This window comes from Archangium sp. (assembly GCF_036277355.1).
Taxonomy (GTDB): Bacteria; Myxococcota; Myxococcia; order Myxococcales; family Myxococcaceae; genus Archangium.
The window spans coordinates 14,844-36,796 of record NZ_DASUNC010000018.1; the positions used below are offsets into that span (position 1 = coordinate 14,844).

Below are 21,953 nucleotides of genomic sequence, written 5' to 3' on the forward strand. Positions count from 1 at the left end.
GGTTACTCCACGACCCGGGCGGCCTTCACCGTGAAGGTGCCCACTTCGAACTTGCCGCCCGTGCGGGTCAGCATGTGACGGAAGCTGTGCCGCTCCTCGCGGTCGGTGCCCTCGTGGAGGAGCACGTCCACCTTCACCTCGGTCTGGGCGTTCCCGTTGTCGGAGAAGTAGTCCACCAGGATTTTGTAGACGCCCGCCTGCGAGTTGGCCTGGGTGTAGATCTCCGGCCCGTAGCCCGTCGTCACGTCCACGTCGAGCGAGCCGCCGCTCGCGGTCTCCTTGTGGCCGTACCAGGACTCCTCACCCGAGGGCTCCAGCACGTGCAGGTCGAGGTCGGTGCCGTCCGTGTCCCACGAGAGCACCACGCGCAGGTCGATCTTCGGCACCTTGGCGAACACCGACACCTTGGCGCGGCCCACGCCCGCGTCGTTGGCCGCCGACACCTCGATGACATTCATCCCCGGCGACAGCACGAGCGAGAGGTCGAACGAGCCGCCGCGCAGGGGCAGCGGCCGCTCGGTGCCGTTGATGGAGAGGGTGCCGACACCCAGCGAGGCGTCGGAGACAGTGCCGGTGATGCGCGCCACGCGGTTCGAGGTCCATCCCCCGGCCGGCGTGGCGAGTGTCACCGTGGGCGCGTCCTTGGCCCAGGCGGAGGTCGCACCACAGAGCAACAGCGTCAGCACCGACAGCAACGTCCGGGCGTTCACGGCTCACCTCCCACCGTCAGCGTCTGCTCGCTCGAGGTCCCCCGCACCTGCGGGTGGTACATGAGCGAGGCGGTGGCCGGCATCACGTGCACGTTGCCCGCGAGGCCCGGCGTCATCATGTAGCCGAAGACGTTCCTGCCCGCCTTCAGGTCGCTCACGAAGAAGACCACCTTCTCGTCACGCACCTCGCGGTGCAGGCCCTTGGGGTGCAGGTCCCTGCCTCCGGGCGTACGGCCCACGTCGGCCTCCTCCACCTCGCAGCCGGAGCACAGCGGATCCTCCAGCATCACGTACTCCACGGCGTTCGGCGCGTTGACCTCCAGCTCGACGAAGAGCAGCCCATCCTGCTCGGCGCTCTTGCCGAGCGGCTGGAGCGTCTCCTGGATGCCCGCGCCACCCTGCTCCCGCACCACGCGGTGGTAGCGGCGGTTGATGGTCAGGCCACTGCTGCTCGCCTTCAGGCCCTCGCCCGCGTCCAGGTATGACAGCCGCGCCTCGAGCATCATCCCGGCGCCCTCGCCCTTGCGCGCGACCTGGAGGGTGTGCGGACCCGGCTTCACCGTCAGCGACTCACCCACCATCAGCTCGGGACCATAGAGGTCCTCTCCAGCCCAGGTGCGCTCGCCGAGCGGCTGGCCATCCAGCACGGCGGCCACGGTGGCGCCCTGCGTCTGGCTGGCGAAGCGCGGGAGCACGTCGGCCAGCGCGGACACCACCACCGCTGTGTCACGGGTGCTCTGCCAGTGGCCCTCGCGCCGCTGCTGCAGGAGGAACTTCACCGCGCCGTCGATGAACGGGCTGGACGGCCGCGCGCGGGCGAGCGCCCGGAGCGCCGAGGCCGTGGACTCGATGGGGTCCTTGTCCCACGTGGCCATGGCCGGCTGGATGCGGCCCTGCCACCAGGGCTCCGTCCCGCTGCCGCCGAACACCACCAGCTCGCCCACCCGGTTGGCCGAGCGCTCCAGCTCCTCGGCCAGCGCGGCGGCGTCGTCGTTCTTGCCCGACTCGGCCAGCGCCAGCACCACCAGCGACTTGGTGTAGGCGGACAGCTCGGCCTGCTCGCGCACCTTCTGCGAGAGCGCGGTGAGCATCGAGTCCGACGACTTGCCCGCCACCGCCAGGTTGTAGAGCAGCTTCGCCCGGAGCCCGTCATCCATGTTGCCGTGGGTGAGCGAGGACAGCTTCGCCAGGCCGCGCGTGAGCATCTGGTCCAGCTCCTCGTTGCCGTAGCCGAGCGAGCGCGCCATGGCCAGGCCCTGCACCACGTAGCCCGTCATGGCCGCGTCCGTCTCGTCCTCCTCCCACCAGCCCCAGCCGCCATCGCCGTGCTGGAGCTGGCGCAGGCGCGCCACACCCGCCATCACCATCTTCGGCAGCTCCTCGTGGCGCTGCTTGCGCGGCAGCTTGAGCTGCTCGTACGCCTTCACCGCCACGAGGTTGGGCACGAAGCGGCTCATCGTCTGCTCGGTGCAGCCGTACGGGTAGCCCACGAGGTAGTCCAGGGCGCTCTCGATGGCCGGCGCGATGCCGGTGCTGGCGTAGACGGCCAGCCGCGAGGCCTCGGGGTGGGCGGAGGCCGGAATCTCCAGGGCCAGGTCCACCGGCCCGGTGGAGTCGGAGCCCAGCGAGGCGACGACGGCCTCGCTCAGCAGCGCGCCGTGCGCCAGCCGCGGCACCTCCAGCTCCACGGAGTCGGAGTGGCTGCCCAGCTTGCCGGTGGCGCGCAGCTTCACCTTGCCGTCGGCTCCCACCACCTTGACGGGGAACACCGCCACCGCCTGGTCATTGCCGTCCACCGAGAGGCTCTTCTGCTTCTCCGTCAGCTCGACGCCGGTGGCCTCGAGCGTCACCGTGGCCGTGCCCTTCTGGCTGGTGGAGTTCTCCAGCAGCACGCCGAGCTGCAGCGTGTCGCGCTCGCGGAAGAAGCGCGGGGTGGCCAGCCGCACCTGGAAGTCCTGGTGCACCCGCGCCTTGCCCACGCCGAAGCCCACCGAGGTGTCGGCGGTGATGACGCGCGCCGTGGCCCGCCACGTGGTGAGGTTGTCCGGGAAGGTCACCTTCATCTGCGCCTTGCCGTCCGGGCCCGTGGCCAGGTTGGGCGAGAAGAGCAGCGTGTCCTTGAAGTCCTTGCGCACCTTGCGCGAGAGCGTCTTCAGGTCACCGAAGCCCGCGCGGCTGCGCTGCACCAGCTGGCTCATCTGCTCGCGCACGCTGCGGCCGTAGCCGTAGAAGCGGAACGTGGTGGAGCTGGTGCCACGCACGTTGTCGCGCACCGGGTGGAAGAAGAACTCCGGCAGCGAGGGCGCAATCTCCGGCGAGACGGCGTAGATGGCCTCGTCCACGACGGACAGGGCGATGTCGGCGTTGGCCACCGGCTTGCCGTCCGGCGACTTCACCGACACCGTGAAGGTGCCCGTGTCGCCCGGGGCGTACTTCTCCTTGTCCGCCGTCACCTCCACCTGGAGCACCCGGTCCGTGGGCGGCACGCGCACCAGCAGCTCCTGGCGGAAGGTGCGCCCGGCGGAGATGGCCATGGCGCCCACGTACATGTTGGGCGTCATCTCCTTCGTCACCTTGAAGCGCAGCACCGCCGAGTAGCCCTTGAGCTCGAGCGCATCGCTGGAGAGCACCTCCAGGCCCTCGTGCGTCAGCAGCACGCTGGCCGAGTCGAACGGGGCGCGCACCAGCACCACCGCCTCGTCGCCCACCTTGTAGCGGGGCTTGTCCGAGTACAGCTCGAGCCCGCCCTTGGCCATGGGGATGTCCCCGCCCTTCTCCGTGACGAAGAAGGGCACCGTGGTGGTGATGACCGAGCCCGCATCATCCTTCGCGGTGAGGTGGGCCACGTAGGCCCCGGGCTCGGTGGGCTTCAGCTTCTGCACGCCTCCCGTGGCGGACGCCGCCACCTGGAGCTGCTGCGCGGGCAGCGAGGCCTCGGCCACCGACTCGCCCGTGCGCTTCTGGTACTTCACCTCCACCTGCACCGGGGCGGCCACCGGCTTCTCGCCGTAGTCGCGCGCCACCACCTGGAGCGACACCTCGTCCCCCGGCTCGTAGACGAGCTTGTCCGCCCGCGCCGACAGGAAGAAGCGGCCCACCGTCACGTCCACCGCCTTCTGGCCCCGGGCCGTCTTGCCCGAGCCGTCCACCACCTTGGCCTCGATGGAGTACGTGTAGTCCTGGCCGTCCTTGTGGGTGGGGAAGGCGAAGGCGTACGTCCCGTTCGCATCCAGCTTGCCGGACGTCTCCTGGACGATCTCCCGGCCCGCCGAGGCGCGCTCACCCTCGGAGACGAAGAAGTCCGCCTCCGCGTCCGTGAACTCCGGGATGAAGAAGCGGCTGCGGTACACGGTCAGCTGCACGTCCGCGTTCTTCACCACGCCACCGTGGAAGAAGCGCGCCTGCACCCGGCCCGACACCTCGTCACCCTGCACGTAGGAGGGCCGGCCCAGCTGCACGCTCACCTGGTACTCCGGCCTGGTGAACTCCTTCAGCTTGAACTCGCCCTCGAAGGCCTCGCCCTCCACCTCGGCGCGGATGCGCCAGACGCCCGCCGCCGGCTGCGCCTCCTTGCCCGGCAGCTCGAAGCGCCCGGTGAAGCTGCCATTCGCGGCGATCTCCACCTCCAGCGTGTCCATGGCCGTGCCGCCCGGATCCACCAGGGACACGTCCGCCTTGCCACCCTTCGGCGGCGCATAGGCCGTGCCCGCGCGCGAGCGGATGATGCCCTTGAAGTGCACCTCGTGCCCCGGGCGGTACACCGGCCGGTCCGTGAAGAGGTACACCACCCGGTCATTCGCCGCCCCCGAGTAGAAGGTGGCATCCGCCAGCGCCACGTCGTCGCCCTTGCGCGCCAGCGCCAGCGTCTGCGTGGCCGCCTTCACCTTGGCCTTGAACAGGCCGTCCCCGTCCGTCACGCCCTCGGCGTACGGCTTGCCCTGGTCGTACAGCGTCACCTTCACGCCCGGGAGCGCCGCGCCCGTCGTCTGGTCCACCGCCAGCGCCACCGTCTGCTCGGGACCCTGCCGCACCATCAGACCGATGCGCGACACCACCGCCAGCGTGTAGCCCACGTCCTCGCCCGTCACGCCCTCCACCAGGTAGACGCCGCTCTCCTTCACGCCCAGCTCCAGCGTGCGCAGCGTCCAGTTCCCGCTGTTGCCCGAGTAGCCCTCGCCGTCCTCGCTCTCCTCCGTGGAGGCCGAGTCCGGCACCGTGCCGTCCAGGTCCTCCCGCCAGTAGCTGACGAGCGGATACTCCTTGAGCAGCGGGATGCGGACCTGCTCGCGGGCCGGGGCCGACTGGGCCTTGGACAGGCCCGTGTTGGCCGGCTCGAGCACCGTCAGCGCCGAGGCACGCGCCTTGGGGGATACCGCGTCACGCACCTGCTCGCGCAACGAGGTGGCCGCCGCGCGGTAGCCGCCGGTGAGCACCGTGAAGAGGTGCTTGTCGCGCAGGGTGTTCTTCGTCACCGGACGGTGCAGGTCCGTCTGCCCGAGCATGAAGGCCTCGGGCTCGGGGACGCGGTAGACGCGCATGGAGAGCGCGTTCACGCCGCTGGCCTCGATGCTCACCGTGGGCTGCGTGCCCGGAGCGGCCACCGTCTGCGTGGACAGGTAGAAGCGCCCGCGAGCGAATGCGTCCGGCGCGGCGAGCACGCACAGCACGGCGAACAGCCACTTCAGTCGAGAATCTTCCATCGGTAGAACCCCACGAAATGCGGGTTGTCGTCGCGCGGGCGCCACTTCTCGTCCGGATGCGACAAAAGGTCTTCGAGTCGGAGTCGTTTGACGATTCCCTTGGAACCGCCGGGCCGGCTGTCGGGGCCGGTATGGTAGACGACCTCGGGCCCGATGCCGTCGAGGTCACCCAGGTACACCATCGAGTGGTAGGACATCCCGCGGGCCTCGGGGTCCTCGAAGAAGAGCAGATCTCCCGGCAGGGCCTGCCCGGAGGGGATGCGCACCGCGTTGGCGGACAGGAGCCAGCGCGCGCTGGCGGACGCGCTGAAGGCCGACTCGAGCGGCCCCCGGGCGTCATAGGCACCGGCCGCCACCCGGAAGAGCTTGTCTCCGAGCACGGGCACGGCGGGGTAGTGGTACTTGCGCACGTCCGGCGCGGAGGCGGTGTGGAGCTCGCGGCCCTTGCGCCAGCCCGCCCCGTGGGCCTTGAGGGCCTCCTTGTAGGCGAAGCGCAGGAGCCCGGCGCAGTCGCGGTGCACCTCGGGCCAGTGCGGATCCGGCGTGGGGTACTGCGCGGCGGCCAGCGTCACGAACCAGCGGCGGAACGCCTGCCGGTCATCCTCCGAGTCCAGCTCGACGGCGTCCGGGAAGCCGTCCTTGTCCGTGTCGGAGTCATCCGCCCGCAGGCGCAGCTCCACCGGCGTTTCCGCCACCAGCCCGAGCGCATCCTCCACCCGCAGGGTGCCGTGCACCTCGCCCGGCGTGGTGCCCGCGACGACGGTGCACACCGGGCCATGGGCGCCCGCACCGCACGAGGCCCGTGCGATGGAGGGCGAGAGCGAGAGGCTGGCGCGGGTGGACGGCAGCAGCGGCGCGGAGAGGCCCAGCAGCGAGCGCGGCTGGACGTGGAAGCTCATCGAGGCACTGCCATCGGCGGGCAGCTCGGACGCGGAGCGCTCGACCCGCGCGGAGGTGCGCAGGCCCAGCGCTGGCGCGGCCAGCACGGCGGCGATGGCGAGAGCCCACTTCACGCGGCGGCCCCCTTACTGCTGCACAGGCAGCGGCTGGAACTGGCCGGCCACCCCGGTGCCGTTCACGGCGAGCCCACCGCCATAGGGCGGCAGCTTCTTCATCGCCTCGCACAGCGGCGCCACGCTGGCCTCCACGTCGCCGGTGTCGAAGCCCTGGCTCTGGCCCCGGCCCACGGCCTTGAAGAAGGTGAGCATGGCGTCGGCCGCCTTCGCGGTGTCCACGTAGGCGGTGAGGAAGCGGACGTCACCGCTCTTGCCCACCTGCTGGAAGCCCTTCACGTCGGACAGGGCGGGGCGCTTGCCGAGCCCCGTCTCCACCGCGGCCGTCAGCGACTCCAGGTCCGTGGCCGCCAGCAGGTAGTCCTTCGTCAGCGCCAGGCACAGCCCCTCGGTGGAGTTGCAGAAGGCGGAGACGCCCGGGGCGACGTCCTTCTTGCCGGGCTCGTCCAGCCAGTTCTTCGCCAGCTTGGGGAAGGCCTTGGACGCGGCGGCGCCATCCTTCAGGCCCAGGCCGACCAGGTGGTCGAAGCGCGTGTCCGACACGCCGAGCAGCCCATAGAAGGCCTCGTCGGTGAGGGCGTCCTCCAGCTCATTCGGGAGGACGAGCGCCTTGCGCATGTCCTTGGCGCTGGTGCCGCCCGGGCTGCCGAGCCGCTCGAGGAAGGCCTCGGCATTGGCCGCGCCGAGGCTCGAGAAGAACACCGCGTCCCTGGGCACGTAGGCCAGCGCGCGGAAGGCGGCCACGGTGCCGGGCGAGTCGGAGAGCTCGCCGCCGAGCTGCATCTGTCCCGAGTCCACGTCCAGCCCGAGCGCCACCTGCGACAGGCCCAGCAGCAGCGCCGGAGGGCCGTCCGGCTCGAGCGTCATCAGCGCGGCGAGGCGGTGGCCCTGCAGCTTCTCCACCTCCTTCTTGTAGCCGGCGACGGACTCGACGGACTCACCGCCCTTGCCGAGCGCGAGCGAGAGGGCCTCCCTGGCCAGCTTCACGTCGGTGGAGGCGATGAGCACGTTCTGGAAGGCGGCCACGTGCAGGACGCGGCTGCCGCGCTGCAGCTTGTGCAGGGGGTGGCCCTCGTGCTGCTCGGTGCTCACGCCGTAACCCTTCAGGGTGGAGGCCATCAGCGCGAGCCGGACCACGAACTCCTGGGAGCCATCCACTTCCTTCACCAGCAGGAGGTCGGCGTCGTCGTCGTCATTGTCCACCACGCCGATGGCGGCCGGGCCGGAGAGGGCATCGGCGAGGCGATCCGCGGCGAGCGGGTGCTCGGAGGCGGAGGCCAGGTCATGGCTGAGCGAGAGGGCGCGCTCCATCTGCGCGGAGAGGCTCACGTGCTCGATGGCGTGGCCTTCCACCAGCGCCTTGCCGGGCGCGGTCCGCATGAAGGCGTCCCAGGTGCCCCGGGCATCGGCGGCGGCCACCACCATGGAGCGGGGCGAGTCCAGCACGGATTTGGGCACCAGCGCGGTGGGCCGGTAGATGGCGGCCTTGGGCAGGGACTTCAACAGCTCGGAGGGCGCCGGGCCCTTCTTCGTCTCCTTGTCTCCACCGCCGCAGGTGCAGCCAGAGACCATGGCGAAGATGAGCGCAACTGCCGCGAGTGATCGGCTCCGCATTCTTTCAATCCCCCCCGTCGAGTGTGGGCTCGGGAACGCGCTGTTTCGTAGCACACACATGCCCCGGAAACCTAGGCCCGGGGGGACGCCGTCACCGCAGCGTGGGAGCCAGCAGCACCACCGAATAGCCCACCGCCACCCTCGGTCCTACGTTCTCGTACGAGTGCTTCTGGTCCCCTCGGAAAACCACTACATCGCCCGTCTCCAGGAGGAAGCGCTCGCCGCTGGCCACCAGCGCCATGCGGCCCGACTCGCACACGAGGTATTCACGCGTACCGGGAGTGTGGGGCACGCCCGTCAGCCGCGCTCCCGGGGGCAATTCCATCCGGTCGAACTCCATTCCCGGCAGCGGATCCGGCAGCAGCTTGCGGACGAAGCCCGGCCCCCGCTGCCGCACGGTGAGGCTCTCGCGGGGGTAGTGCCGCGCACTGGCCCGGGGCTTCGCCACCAGCTCCTCCAGGGACACCTGGAGGGCCGACGCTACACGGTGCAACACGGCCAGCGTGGGGTTGCTCGTCCCCGATTCCAGGTTCGCCCAGGTGGCCCGGGGCACGCCCGCCAGCTTCGAGAGCTGCGCCTGCGTCGCCCCTCGCGCTTCCCGGAGTGCCTTGATGTTGCGCGCCAGCCAGCCCGCCAGCTCCTCGTCGCTCATGGGATGGCATTCTGCCAATGCGTTGGCACGGCCACCAACGGATGAGCGGCCCGGGCGTACTTCATCGTGCAAGGAGGAGACACGATGAAGCTCGAAGGCGACTCGTGCCTCCTCCTGGACCCGTGAGCGGGTAGAGCCCACCCGCTCGCGACACGGCGGAGGCCCAGGTTCGCGGTAGATTGCTCTGCTGCTTCGGACCGCGCTCCCCGACTGCCGTGCGTGGCCCGGTGGGGAGGTGCCGTGTGTGCAAGCGTCGTGAGGCTCCACGTCTGACAGCTGGCGCAGCCCGGTGTGTGGTGCTGCTGGGGTCCGTCCTGCTGACCACCAGCGGTTGCGCCACGTGGGCACCGCACCACGGCCGGGGTGGCCTCCACTGCGCGCGTGCCCTCTTGCGCTCGCCCCTGGTGCCGCCTCCCATGACGCCTCGAGAGGCAGGCGGGCCGGAGCGGTTGTACCAGCGCCGCGGCACCCGGGAGTTGGGCTCCGACACGAGCGCCAGCGGGGGAAACGTCTCCCAGGGCCCCGCCTCCTGCGGCGGCCTGGCCGTGCCCCCGGGCTGGCCCGACTTCTCCTCCGGCGGTGAAGCGCTGCTCTCGCCCTTCCTCACGTGCACCTCGCCCGCGGAATACGTCGCTCTGCAACAGCGCGTGGACATGCCCCGGCTGGTGGAGGCCCTGGACGAGTGGAGCGCGGTGCGGCTGGGGGCCCTGGGGCCGGTGCGCCAGGACGCCGCCCCCGTGTTGCAACGCAAGCGCGCCGCCTTCCTGGTGAGCGCCACCGAGCGCTACGGGCCGTTCCACGCCGAGGTGTTCGCCCTCTTCGTGCTGCACTCGGCCCACGACGACGAAGTGGACGCGGTGCTGCGGCTGCTGGCCAAGGACAAGCAGTTGGGGCAGACGCTGGCCCTCATGCCCGCCGTGCGCCAGGAGTTGGAGACGCGCGGCCTGCCCCTCTCCCGCTACCCGGAGCGGGGCGAGCAGTCCGGGGACGTGCTGCGGGGCCTGGGCCGTGCCGCCCGGGACGCGCTCGCCACCAGCTCCCTGGTGGACGGCGGGCGCTACCTGGAATTGACGCAGAGGTGGGCGCAATTGCCCCCGCCCTATCAGCACGCCGCCCGCGAGGTGGAGCGCGCCCTGGCGCTGCGCCACTTCTCGCCAGGCAGTGTGGCGCTGGGCACCTTCGATTCCATGACATTCGGAGTGCCGCTGGGCTTCTACTCCCTGGTGGCGGGCACGGGGCAGGGCGCGCACTCGCTGTCCCTGGGCCACTACGAGCAGGCCACGCGCGAGCTGGCACCCGCCCTGCTGCTGGGCACCCTGTATGTTGGTGGCAAGGGCCTGCGTGCCCTGTCCCAGGCTCGGGCCACGCTGGGGCCCCAGGCGGTGCAGGTGCGCCTGCGGGAGCTGGCGCGGCAGGTGGAGGACAGGCTGGGGGTGAACGGCCTGAAGGAGCTGGTCCGGGACATTCGCGCGAGCCGGGAGGCAGGCGAATTCGTGGCGGTGGGAGGCGTGGACGCCGCGCTGGCGCTGCGCGAGGCCGGGGGGGATGTGGCCCGGGCGCAGGCACTCATGTCCCGGGCCCGGCCCGGAGCTACCGGCGCCCCGGCGGTGGAGAGCCGCGCACCGCAGGGCTCCAGGCAGGTGGCCCGCGGGGCGGATGACGCCGCACGCGCCCCCCTGGAAGCCGGAGCCATGGAGCGCGCCGGGGGACTGGCCTCTCTGGTGGACGAGGCGGCGGGCCTCACCCGGGAGGTGGTGGAGGCGCGGCTGGCGCTGGTGGAGGGAGAGTCCTCGGGCGCGCGGCTGCCCCGGGACGTGGCGGCGTTGGAGCGGCAACGGCCCTCGCCCGACGCTCCACCGCCCGGAGCCGAAGGCAACCCGCGTTGGGGCGAGTACGTTGCCTATTACGAGAACCGCCTGGGAGAGCTTCGACAGGGCAAGGCCGCCAAGGGGCCCCTGCGCTGGGTGGACTATGAGCAGTTGTGGACGAGGTTTGCCCGGGGGCTGGCCTTCGAGCGCTTCATGGTGGCGTTGCTGGAGGCCGACGCGAAGCGGCCCCGGGCAGAGCGCCGCTTCCTCGGAGCATTCATCCAGCCGCGTGTCCAGCGCTCCGTGGGAGTCTGGAAGCCGGAGAGTGGCCTGCGCTACGCGGATGTGCTCGTCATCGAGGAGGGCGGGCCCGCGGGAGTACCTCCTCGCGTCGAGACCTTCAGCTTCAAGAGCCGCGATCTGTCCGCTTTGGAAGGCAGGGCTCTGAGAGGGCAGATGATCGAGGATGCGCGCGAAGCGCTCCAGAAGTACGGAGGGGTGCTGGACATCCGTCGGCCCTCCCTCCAATCTCGTTTGCACCAGGGGAGCGAGGTGTCCATCCAGCGGGTTCGCCTCGTCTATGACGGGAACGAGCTCAAGCCCGACAGTGCGAAAAACTTGAATGCAGCCATGCTAGCAGCAGAGCTCCAGGTTCCAGGAGTGGAGGTGCTGGTGCAATGAAGGTGCTGAAGTTTCATGGCGTGAAGAGTGAGGACTACCTCTGGCTCTCCTTCAAAGGCGCCTTTGACCCACGGGCGGCACGGGAGACCGAACTGGAGCCCTTCTTCCACGCGCTGGAGGCGCATGCTGACGGGTGGATGCCGGACGCCGTCGAGGGCAAGCGGCGGCGCAAATACGCCCGTGCCGCCCTCTGGAAAGCCCTCGAGGAGGCACGCGACGGCAACCTCACGTCCCTTGGACTCTATCGCACGCAGTGGCCCGCGCTGGACATGACACTCTGGCTCTGGCTGCCCCCCCAGCCTCCCACGCTGGAGGTCTGGCTCAATGTCAAACCGCTCTCCTTCTTCGCGGAGGCGGAGCGCTGCCGCCACTTCGTGGAGATGGTACGCGCCTGGGCCTGCCGCTACCCGGTCCCCCATGCTATCGCCCATAGCAGTGATGACACGGAGCTGGCGGGTTTCCCTGACTTCGGCCGCGACAAGGAGACCTGGTACCGGGATGGCTTCGACAAGGTGTACGAGGTGGGCTGGCTCAACGTCTTCGGCCCCAGGCTGGTGGAAACGGTGGGCCGCGAGCGCGTGCTGTCCACGCCGGCTCACCGGGTGGAGGAGTTGCCCAACGGCTGCGTGCTGCTGATGACGTGGCCCACCGCCGCGGACTTCGCCAGCGACGAGGCGCGCCTGGCCCAGGCCCGTGCCCACGCCCACCTTCGTCCGGACCTGGACTTCGACACGCTCCTGCGCACCCTGCGCGAGCGCAGCGCCACGCTCGCCCCCGTGGAGCCCCGCTTCCACCCTGACGTGGCCCCGCTCCTCTCTCGCGTGGTGGACCACACCGCCAGTCACGAGCGCCAGCGCACCATCTCCGGGCTCAACACCTGGCAGCCGCCCGAGCCCGAGGAGTGGCGCCCCGCCGACGCGGCCCTGCCCCCGGACGTGGATGACCCGGTGCGCGCCCTGGAGCATTACGGCACCCTGGCCGAGCACCTCGTGGCCCTGCTGCACACGAAGGTGCCCTCCGTCTTCGACGAGACGCCCGAGTCCCTCACGGACGTGGACTTCTACTTCTGGCGCGAGAACTTCCCGAGGAGCCGCCTGCGGGAGAACATCGAGGCGTACGCGGTGCCCGCCATTGGTGCGTACCTGGGCGAGGTGCTGGTGAGGAACCTGGGCGGGCGGTGGATACCGCGCCAGAAGCTGGAGGAAGCCCAGGTGCGGGTGGGCAGCCGGGTGTGGTTGCCCTTTGTCCGAGCCCGTCACTACATGGCCTCGCGCCAGGCGCTGTTGGACTACTCCCTCACCCGGCTCTACCGCGTGGCCGCGCGCCACCGCTCGTGAAGAAGAACAGGCTCACGTCAGCATGGCGGGCTCGAGCTCCACCTTCATCCAGCCCGGCTTGCGCGCGTCGAAGGAGCGGTAGGCGTCCAGGGCGCTCGTCAGCGGCTGCACGTGCGAGAGGATTTCCGTGGGGTCCACCGCGCCCGCGCGCACCAGCTCCATCAGGTGGGGGATGTACTTGCGGTGGTTGCAGTTGCCCATGTTCAAGGTCAGGTTCTTGTTCATCGCCTGGCCGAGCGGGAACGTGCGCATCTGCTGCGGGTACACGCCGATGATGGCCAGTGTCCCCGCCTTGGCGAGCGCCTCCACCGCCCACATCACCGCCTGGGCCGGTGCGTCACCCGGCACCCAGTTGTCCCCCGCCGGGTTGGTGTGCGGCGCCACTTCCTTCAGCTCGCGCTTGAACTCGGCCTTCTCCTTGCGCGCCTCCTTCGCCGCCGGCCCGTGGTGCGCGTGCATGGCGTCCACGCCCACCGCGTCGATGGCCCGGTCCACGCCGATGCCGCCCGTCAGCCGGAGGATGGCCTCCACCGGATTCTCCGCGTCGAAGTTGATGACCTCGGCGCCCAGGTTGCGCGCGGCCTCCAGCCGGTCCGCGTGGCAGTCGATGGCGAAGATGCGCCCCGCGTCCATCAGCTTCGCGCTCAGGATGGCGAACAACCCCACCGAGCCGCAGCCGAACACCGCCACCGTGTCCCCGGGGCTGATCTCCGCGAGGTCCGCCCCGAAGTAGCCCGTGGGGAAGATGTCCGAGAGCAGGATGGCCTGCGCGTCCGTGACCTCGTCCGGAATCTTCACCAGCCCCACGTTGGCGAAGGGCACCCGTGCCTTCTCCGCCTGCAACCCGTGGAAGGGCCCGCTCATCTCCGGCCCGCCGAAGAACGCCGTCCCCGCGCGCTTGCCGTTGGGGTTGGCCACGTCGCACTGCGCGTAGTACCCCGAGCGGCAGTACGAGCACGTGCCGCAGGCGATGGTGGACGGAATCACCACCCGATCTCCCACGCGCAGGTTGCGCACGTCCGGGCCCAGCGCCTCGACGATGCCCACGCCCTCGTGCCCGAGGATGGTGCCCGGCCTCATGCCCGGCATGGTGCCGCGCACGAAGTGCAGGTCCGTGCCGCAGATGGCGCTCGCCGTCAGCTTGACGATGGCGTCCGTGTCCTGCTGGAGGACGGGCTCCGCGACGTCCTCGAGCCGGATGTCTCCAATGCCATGAAAGACGACTGCCTTCATTGCCGCTCCTTCCCCCCGCGGGGCTCCAGGCGCTGAGCGCGCTGGCGTCGGAATCTCCCCGCTAGGGGTGGCCACGCGCCCTGTCCGGTGCCAGACGGAGGCGCTTCCTCTCCTGGAGGGCGGGCGGCGCGGCTAGCGGCCGACGTGCAGGGCGAGCCGCTTGCCGAAGACGCGGCGGAAGAGGGCCGTCTCGCGCTCCACCGTCCACAGCTCCAGGTCCACCGGCTGGCGCGACTTGAAGTGCAGGGACACCGCGTCGCGGCCATTGACGGCCCGCAGCTCCTTCACCGGTTGGTGATGGCTGCTGTCCAGCGCGTTGGCCACCCGCAGCAGCGTGGCCAGCTTGCGCACCAGCCGGGCCTCCGTGGTGCTCAGCCCCTCCATGCCCGAGTGGTTGAGCTCCGGCGGGCTGCGCTGGTGGTAGCGCGCCACCCGGGCCACCAACTCGCGCTCGCGGTCCGCCAGGCCGGGGATGTCGCCGTTGTGGATGAGGTAGTAGGTGTGTTTGTGGTGGCGCTCGTAGCTGACGGCGTTGCCCACGTCGTGCAGCAGCGCGGCCGTCTCCAGGTACGGCCGGCACGAGAGCGGCAACTGGTGCAGCGCCGCCAGGTCGTCGAAGAGCCTGAGGGCGAGCGACGCCACCTGCCGCGCGTGCTTCTCGTCGAAGAGCAGGCGCCGCCCCATGGCCACCGCCGCGTCCGCCAGCGAATGGTCCTCGCGCGTCTCGTCCTGCCGGTACATCAGGTCCACCAGCAGCCCGTCGCGCAGGCCCCGGTTGACGCCGGTGACGGTCTCCACGCCCAGGTGCTTCGCCACCCGCTCGAGCACGGTGGCGCCCGCCACGATGATGTCCGCGCGCCTCGGGTCGAAGCGCTTGCGCCGCCGCTCGGGCGTCATGTCCGCCAGCGTCTCCACCGCGTTCGTGAGCTGGCGCACGGAGACGTGTCCGGTGCCCTCGCTCGCCGCGAAGCCCACCACCGCGTTGATGGTGCCCGAGGAGCCCAGGGCCACCCGGGGCAGGTTGGGCAGGCGCTCGGGGATGGATTTGCGCATCTGCTCCTCCACGTAGCTGCGCATCAGCCGCAGCTGCTTGGGCGTCACCTTCCCGGCCGCGTCGAACATCTCCGTCAGCCGCACCGAGCCCAGTGCCAGGCTCCACAGCTCATCCGGCTTCTCTCCCGTGGCGAGCACCACCTCGGTGGAGCCCCCGCCGATGTCCACCAGCAGCGAGCGCGTGTGCGGCGGCTTGCGGTGCAGCACGCCGAGGCAGATGAGGCGCGCCTCCTCCTTGCCGCTCACCACCTCCAGGTTCAGCCCCGCCTCGTCGCGCACCCGCTGGACGATCTCATCGCGGTTCTTCGCGTCGCGCATGGCGCTGGTGGCCACCGCGCGCACCCGGGCCTTGTGCCGCCGGCACAGCGCCGCGTAGCGCCGCAGCGTGGACAACAGCCGGGCCGCCGTCTCCTCGGGCATCTCCCCGCTGGTGAAGACGCCTTCTCCGGGGCGGATGGGATCTCTCTCCTGGTGGAGCGTCTCCAGCGAGCCTTCCGCGTCCGGCCGGGCCAGCTCCAGGCGCACGGCGTTGGTGCCCACGTCGATGGCGGCGAGCACGGGCTGTTGGGGGGAGGTGGGCATGGGGTGGGCGCTCAGAATGGTTGCGGCTCGAAGGATAGGGCCTCCACTGTCGGGCGGCCCACCTTTTACCTGGGCTTCTTGACAGGTCCGTGACGTGACGTCACGGGGCCGTCACGTGTCCTCACCCGACACCTGCCAGACTCCAGGCCCGTGGAATTCAATGACTCGCAGCTCTTCATCAACCGTGAGCTGTCCTGGCTCGCCTTCAACGAGCGGGTCCTGGACGACGCGCGCTCCCGGGAGCTGCCGCTCTACGAGCGGTTGAAGTTCTTCGCCATCGCCTCCTCCAACCTGGACGAGTTCTTCATGGTCCGCGTGGCGGGCCTGAAGCAGCAGCTGGCCAGCGGGGTGGCGGAGCCCGCGGCGGACGGCCTGCTCCCCGCCGAGCAGCTGAGCGCCATCAGCGAGCGGGTGCACGCCCTGGTGGATTCGGCCTCCCGGCTCTGGACCGAGGAGCTCCTGCCGGGGCTGCAGGCCGCGGGCGTCTCCATCCTCACGCGGGACAAGCTGACGGCCGAGCAGAAGCTGGCCGCGCGCACCTCCTTCACCACGTCCGTCTTCCCGGCGCTCACCCCGCTCGCGGTGGACCCGGGCCACCCCTTCCCGCACCTGCGCAACAAGTCCCTCAACGTGGCGGTGCTGCTGCGGCGCGAGGGTCCCAAGCGCCGGCGCAACATTCGGGGCACCTCGCTGGCCGTGGTGCAGGTGCCGAGCGTGCTGCGCCGGCTCGTCCCCATGCCTGGCGAGAAGGGTCTGGCCTTCCTGCTGCTGGGCGATGTCATCGCCCTGTGCGCCGCCGAGCTCTTCCCCGGCTACGTCGTGGAGCACGCCGCCGCCTTCCGCGTGACACGCAACTGGGACCTCAACGTGGACGAGGAGGAGAGCGAGGATCTGCTCTCCACCCTTCAGGAGGAGCTGCGCCGGAGAGACAGAGGCGCCGCGGTGCGCCTGGAGCTGGATGCCTCGGCCAGCCCGCAGATGGAGTCCCTGCTGACGGCGGCCCTGAAGCTGGGGCCCATGGACGTGTACCGGCAGCAGTTTCCGTTGCAGCCCTTGGACCTGATGGCGCTCACGGAGCTGGACACGCGGCCGGAGCTGCGCGTGGAGTCCTTCACGCCCACGGTGCCCCCGGTGCTGCGCGACGTGGAGTCCATCCTGGACGTCATCACCGGGCGCGACATCCTCCTGCATCACCCCTACGAGTCCTTCGACCCGGTGGTGCGCTTCCTGGAGGAGGCCGCCGAGGACCCGGACGTGCTGGCCATCAAGCAGACGCTGTACCGCACCAGCGGGGACAGCCCCATCGCCCGGGCGCTGTCGCGCGCGGTGGAGAATGGCAAGCAGGTGGCGGTGCTGGTGGAGATCAAGGCCCGGCTGGATGAGGCCAACAACATCGCCTGGGCGCGGAAGATGGAGGAGAGCGGGGTGCACGTCGTCTACGGGCTGATCGGCCTGAAGACGCACGCCAAGGTGGCGCTGGTGGTGCGCCGCGAGGGCCACGGCATCCGCCGCTACGTGCACCTGGGCACGGGCAACTACAACCCCCACACCGCGCGCCTGTACACGGACCTGTCCCTCTTCACCTCGCGCGAGGAGATAGCGGACGACGTGAGCGCGCTCTTCAACATGCTCACCGGCTACGCGGTGGCCCCGCAGTGGAAGCGGCTGGCCGTGGCGCCCATGGGCCTGCACGAGAAGGTGCTCGCGCTCATCCAGCGCGAGGCGGACAAGGCCCGCAAGGGCGAGCCCGCGCGCATCGTGGCGAAGATGAACTCGCTGGTGGACTCCACCGTCATCCGCGCGCTCTACGCGGCGAGCCAGGCGGGGGTGGAGATTGAATTGCTGGTACGCGGCATCTGCTGCCTGCGGCCCGGGGTGCCCGGGGTGAGCGAGCGCATCCGCGTGACGAGCGTGGTGGACCGCTTCCTGGAGCACAGCCGGGTGTTCGCCTTTGGGGCGGGCAGCCACCCCGAGGTGTGGATGAGCAGCGCGGACTGGATGCCGCGCAACTTCCTGCGCCGCATCGAGACGATGTTCCCCGTGGAGGATCCGGCCATCCGCCAGCGGCTGCTGGACGAGGTGCTGGGGGTGGCGCTCCGGGACAACGTGAAGGCGCGGAGGCTGCAGGTGGACGGCACCTACGCCCCGGTGGGCCGGGAGGGCACGGCGGTGCGCAGCCAGGGGGTGCTGATGGAACTGGCCCGGCGCAACAACCAGCCGGACACCAAGCCCCTCCAGGCGCTGCGCCACGCGACGGCCCCGGACGCACCCGTGCCCGTGCGCCAGGTGCCCCAGACGGGGAGCTGACCCGGTCCCCACCGGGAAGGTGGGGTGGCATCTCATTCTGGGATGGTCACTTTGTTACCCATGGCGTATGTCATGGGTAATGGAACTTTTCCAGGCGGGGGCACATTGGGCAGGCCGGAGGGAGTCCGCCGAGGCGTGTGCCCGGCGCGTGGCGGTGCTCTTCCAGCAGCTGGGACGGTGTGATCCGGCCTATGCGCGCTGGTTCGAGTACGCGTACTCGCGCAAGCACTCGCTCCAGCTGCCGTTCGAGCCCACCGCCGAGACGTTCCTCCGCTTCTTCGAGCGCAGGAAGTACCGGCTGGCGCGCGAGGTGTTCACCTTCGATGCGTGGACGGGACAGGAGCAGCAGGGGCGGGGAGGGATGCTGAGCTTCATCTGCGGCTCGAATGAGACGTTCTATCCCAACGGGTGCCTGCTGCATCTGCCTCGGGAGGAGCCGGCCGCCAGCCGGGTGCTTACCGTCTCCGTGCTGAAGGAGGTGGTGCGCGCCATGGTGCTGGCGTGGGACCCGGACGGGTGCGCGGTGATTCCGGAGGGAGACCGGGGCGCGAAGAAGACGATGGAGGACGGAGGCGCCTGCCTCGGGTGGCTCACGTACGTCTCGGGCCGGCGGGGCAGGGTGCCGCCCCTGCCGAGGCCCGCGCGTGCCGAGCCGATGGAGGAGCAGGGCACGCTCATCATCCTCACGCCGGAGCGCTTCTCCCTGGAGAACCCGGCGCATGTCTCGCTGGCCGGGCGCGTGCGCGAGCGGCTGGAGAAGGCCGGCCTGCTGGCTCCGCTCCCGGGTTGAGACGGGCGGGGCGGGGTGCTCAGGGGCAGGTTCCGCCTTCCCGGGGGGAGCGGGTCACCGCACTCAGGGAAAGCGCACGCCGCGCACGGTGAAGGTGCGCGCTCCACCCGCCTCGCGCAGCTTCAGCAGGAAGGTGCTTCGTAACTGCTTCTTCTCCGGCGCCTCCGCTTCCACCACGAGCCGCGCCTGGTCTCCCGGCATGAGGAGCTTGGATTGCCACACCCGCGTCACCCGCAGCCGGACGCCTTCCGTGCTGACGAGCTCCGCCCCCTCCGTCGTCCAGGCCAGGTCACTCGTGTTCGTCACGTACAGTTCTACCGCCATCTGCTGCCGTGCCTCGGCTCGGTAGCTCCAGGCCTCTATCACCTCGAGCGGCGATCCGGGACGTTGGGTGAGGCTGCTCTTGAGCTCGCGCGCCAGGATGCCCAACCCCTTCTTCACCAGCCCGGCCTCCAGCAGTCCCTGGAGACTTCCGGAACACGGCCCCTGCGGACGGGCACGCTCCTGCGCCAGCGCGGCCTCGCACCGCTCGGCCCGCTCGCGTTGCTGCCGGGACTCCAGCTGCAACGACTCCCCCGAGCGGGGCTGGCGGTACACCCGCACCTGGTGCTCGGCCCGCGGCGCGTCCTCCACCAGCCGGAAGGTGACGCCGCCAGGCACCTGCCCATCCGCGAAGCGCACCGTCACCCGCGGCGGCCTGTCCGGCGGCGGCGCCTGCGTGGGCAGCAGCATCACCATGCCCTCGGCCTCGTTCACCGCCACCTTCATCCCCTGCCCGTCCTCTACCTGCACGCCACCGGGCTGCAGCGGCGTGTCGAACACCAGCGTGGTGGACTGGTGGGGGCGGATGCGCACCGGGTGCTGCTCCCCGGCGTTCTCCGCCGTCAGCTCCAGGAGGCGTTCGTCCGGCGTGTCCCATTCCACCCCGTGGGGCGAGGCGGGTGTGGAAACGAGGAGCGCGAGCAGCAGGGGGGCGGCGAGCAGTGTGGACATGGGGGTGACCTCCAGAGTGGCCCACACTAGCAGGTCCTCGGAAGTCGGCCCCTCCTGTTCCTCCCGTCAGTCGCCGCGCGGCTTCTATTGGTCTTCGTACCGCGACGCCTCGCCGAAGCGTTTCACCGGACGCAGAGCCGTCGAGATGCTGCGGACGACGGCGGTGTCCTGGCCACTGCCCTCCTCCTTCTCCCAGCCCCAATACCGCCCGGACGTCACCTCCAGGCACACCGGATAGGCCTGGCCCTCGGGGGTGTACGCCTGGGTGAGGCGCGCCTGCACCCGCTCGCCGAAGAGCAACTGGCCGGTGAACAGGGTGTCGCGCGGCAGCTTGCCCCAGTGGTCCTGGCCATTGAGACGCATCGTCACCAGGCCCGGCCTCACGGTGGTCGTCGCCTTCCCCGGAAACGGGTGAATGGTGACTCCCTCGGACTCGCGCGTGAGCTCCAGTTCCTTCATGGCCTGCTGCGCACCGGGGGGGCACTCGGCGGGAGGGGGCAGCGGGGGCGTGGGCAGCACCTGGGCGGTGGTGGCGGGGCTGGGGCAGCCGGTGGCCAGGGCGCAGCCGAGCACGGCCGCGCCCACCTTCGTGGTCGTGGAGCCCGTCTGCTTCGGGAGGGTGGGAGTCTTGGCTTCCTTCGCTGGAGTCTTCACGCGCGTCTCTGGAGGCGGCGTCGCAGGGGCGACGGGCGCGGGGGTTGCCGCCCCAGGGGGCGTCGCGCCAGCGTCACCTTCTGGCCGCTTCCACGGGGAAGCCACTTCCTGGCCACCCGGCTCCAGGCTGATAGGAAGGAACTCCCCGGGTAGGCTGGCGCGAGGTGTCTCCAGGGGTGACGCGGTGCGCACGGCGGCGGGAGGCGGGGGACGCATGGCGAGCCACAGGCCCAGGCCCAGCGCGAGCACCGCACCCGCGGCCAGCAGCGCCCGGCGCGAGCGGGCGGCGGGCCGCGCGGCTTCCCGGACGCGCGGAGCCGGCGGTGTCACCGCCGGGGCCTCGTCCACCGCTCGCGGCACCTCGGGCCCGGCGAGCGGCAGGGCTTCTTGCGCCGCCACTGGGGGCACGGCCACTTGCGGTGTCACCTCGGGTGCCTCCCCTTGCGCGGGCGGCGGCACGGGCGGCTCCACGGGCGCCGTGCCCGCGGCGGGCGCCTCGGGCGGCGCCTGCGGGAGCAGGGTGGACACCTCGTCGGGCGCCCGCGGTCTGCCGCGCACCGGCACCCGGGCGTAGGAGGCCCGCCGCTCGTAGAGCGCCAGCACGTCCGCCCCCCGCCACATGTCGCCCTCGAGCACGGTGGTGGCGTGGTGCGGCCCCCAGGCCTCGCACAGCGGCTCCCGCCACGTGTCGTCCGCCTCGTTCAACGCTTGCGCGAGCGCCGCCTCCACCGCGAGCGCGTCCGGGTAGCGCTCCTCGGGCACCTTGCGCAGCATGCGCCAGCACACCTCGCCCAGCGCCCGTGGCACCCGGGGGTTGCATGCGTGCGGCACCGGCGGCTCCTCGTGCAGGACGGCATGCACCAGCTCGCCCTCGCGGCCCCGGAAGGGCAGCGCGCCGGTGAGCGCGAGGTAGAGCTCCACGCCCAGCGCCCACACGTCGTCACCCGGGCAGGCCCGCGAGTCCTCCAGGCCGCGCCAGGCGCGCCACACCCGGGGGCTGAGGTAGGACCAGGTGCCCGGAGGGAAGGCGCCCGTCAACCGGGGGGCGCCCTCGTAGGTGGCCACGCCGAAGTCCACCAGCACCACCTGCCCCTCGCCATGCACCAGCAGGTTGGCCCCCTTCACGTCGCGGTGCACCACACCGGCCGCGTGCACCACCGCCAGCTGGCGCGCGCCCTGGCCGAAGAGGTGCGCCACCTCGAGGGCACAGGGGTTGTGCACGCGCGTCCACACGTCCAGCGGCAGCCCACGCACCAGGGGCATGACGAGGAAGAGGTAGAAGGGCTGGTGCTCGGGCCACACGCCCTCTTGCACCAGGGGCAGGCCGCCCACGCTGCTGAGCTTGAGCATGACGTCGCGCTCGCGCCAGGCCCAGCGCGCCGTGCGCGGCAGGAAGAGGAACTTCACCGCGTACAGCACGCCCCCGCGCGAGGCGCGGAACACGGTGCCCTGGCCGCCGGTGCCCAGCCGCGCCTCCAACGTGTAGCCGGCCACCACCAGGCCCGGCCGGGGGCGCCAGGGGGAGGCCTCCTCCTCCAGGGGCTCCACCGCTCCTGGCCGCTGCTGCTCCTGCCCACCGCTCCGCGTGCTGGCTTCGCTCATGCACACCACCTCCGAGGTGGGCCAGCCTACAGGACGGCTCAAGGCGTGCGGATACACAGGGTGCCAGTCATTGTCCGGAGCCGCTCGCGCCCGTCCACGCGGTGGACAGGCCCCTGCTGAAGCACCCGGGAATGCCACCGGGGTGGGCTTGACTGGTAGACGTCTACCAGTGGTGTGGTTCCATGTGCGCATGTGTGCCCCTGGAGTGGTAGACGTCTACCAGT

General features: G+C 70.9%; 13 protein-coding genes. 4 read left to right on the forward strand and 9 right to left on the reverse strand.

Annotated features, from left to right (window positions below; translation table 11 throughout):
* Positions 1–2 precede the first annotated feature (2 nt).
* The 5 genes from VFZ09_RS04945 to VFZ09_RS04965 form a co-directional block, all read right to left on the reverse strand.
* Entirely contained in the window at positions 3–710 is a 708-nt protein-coding gene (locus VFZ09_RS04945) for a DUF2135 domain-containing protein (RefSeq protein ID WP_329726312.1), read from the reverse strand.
* Complete coding sequence (locus tag VFZ09_RS04950) at positions 707–5,410, reverse strand: alpha-2-macroglobulin family protein (RefSeq protein WP_329726313.1); 4,704 nt, start codon at positions 5,408–5,410, stop codon at positions 707–709. Before VFZ09_RS04950 ends, VFZ09_RS04945 begins: the two co-directional genes overlap by 4 nt.
* Positions 5,392–6,423, reverse strand: coding sequence for a DUF1175 domain-containing protein (locus VFZ09_RS04955; protein ID WP_329726314.1), 1,032 nt, complete (start codon positions 6,421–6,423; stop codon positions 5,392–5,394). The genes VFZ09_RS04950 and VFZ09_RS04955 overlap by 19 nt, the downstream gene beginning before the upstream one ends.
* Positions 6,424–6,435: 12 nt before the next feature.
* Complete coding sequence (locus VFZ09_RS04960) at positions 6,436–8,037, reverse strand: hypothetical protein (protein ID WP_329726315.1); 1,602 nt, start codon at positions 8,035–8,037, stop codon at positions 6,436–6,438.
* Between the two features lie 91 nt (positions 8,038–8,128).
* Complete coding sequence (locus tag VFZ09_RS04965; protein WP_329726316.1) at positions 8,129–8,689, reverse strand: XRE family transcriptional regulator; 561 nt, start codon at positions 8,687–8,689, stop codon at positions 8,129–8,131.
* Between the two features lie 416 nt (positions 8,690–9,105).
* Between VFZ09_RS04965 and VFZ09_RS04970 the strand changes: the two genes are divergently transcribed.
* Positions 9,106–11,178, forward strand: a complete 2,073-nt coding sequence (locus VFZ09_RS04970; RefSeq protein ID WP_329726317.1) for a hypothetical protein — start codon at positions 9,106–9,108, stop codon at positions 11,176–11,178.
* On the forward strand, positions 11,175–12,515 hold the full coding sequence (locus VFZ09_RS04975) for a hypothetical protein (RefSeq protein ID WP_329726318.1): 1,341 nt from the start codon (positions 11,175–11,177) through the stop codon (positions 12,513–12,515). Before VFZ09_RS04970 ends, VFZ09_RS04975 begins: the two co-directional genes overlap by 4 nt.
* A gap of 12 nt (positions 12,516–12,527) precedes the next feature.
* Here VFZ09_RS04975 and VFZ09_RS04980 read toward each other — a convergent pair whose 3' ends face one another.
* On the reverse strand, positions 12,528–13,748 hold the full coding sequence (locus VFZ09_RS04980) for a zinc-dependent alcohol dehydrogenase (RefSeq protein WP_329726319.1): 1,221 nt from the start codon (positions 13,746–13,748) through the stop codon (positions 12,528–12,530).
* A 132-nt stretch (positions 13,749–13,880) separates the two neighbouring features.
* The gene (locus tag VFZ09_RS04985) at positions 13,881–15,383 is read right to left on the reverse strand and encodes a Ppx/GppA phosphatase family protein (protein WP_329726320.1); all 1,503 of its coding nucleotides are present in this window, start codon (positions 15,381–15,383) and stop codon (positions 13,881–13,883) included.
* A gap of 150 nt (positions 15,384–15,533) precedes the next feature.
* On the opposite strand from VFZ09_RS04985, the gene ppk1 reads away from it, so the two are divergent.
* A complete protein-coding gene (gene ppk1, locus VFZ09_RS04990; protein ID WP_329726321.1) occupies positions 15,534–17,690 on the forward strand; it encodes a polyphosphate kinase 1 in 2,157 nt (718 codons plus the stop codon).
* Between the two features lie 79 nt (positions 17,691–17,769).
* Positions 17,770–18,480: an Imm52 family immunity protein gene (locus VFZ09_RS04995; protein ID WP_329726322.1), complete on the forward strand. Its 711-nt coding sequence runs from the start codon at positions 17,770–17,772 to the stop codon at positions 18,478–18,480.
* A gap of 63 nt (positions 18,481–18,543) precedes the next feature.
* On the opposite strand, the gene VFZ09_RS05000 is transcribed toward VFZ09_RS04995, so the two are convergent.
* The gene (locus tag VFZ09_RS05000; protein WP_329726323.1) at positions 18,544–19,473 is read right to left on the reverse strand and encodes a DUF2381 family protein; all 930 of its coding nucleotides are present in this window, start codon (positions 19,471–19,473) and stop codon (positions 18,544–18,546) included.
* An 84-nt stretch (positions 19,474–19,557) separates the two neighbouring features.
* On the reverse strand, positions 19,558–21,729 hold the full coding sequence (locus VFZ09_RS05005) for a serine/threonine-protein kinase (RefSeq protein ID WP_329726324.1): 2,172 nt from the start codon (positions 21,727–21,729) through the stop codon (positions 19,558–19,560).
* Positions 21,730–21,953 lie beyond the last annotated feature (224 nt).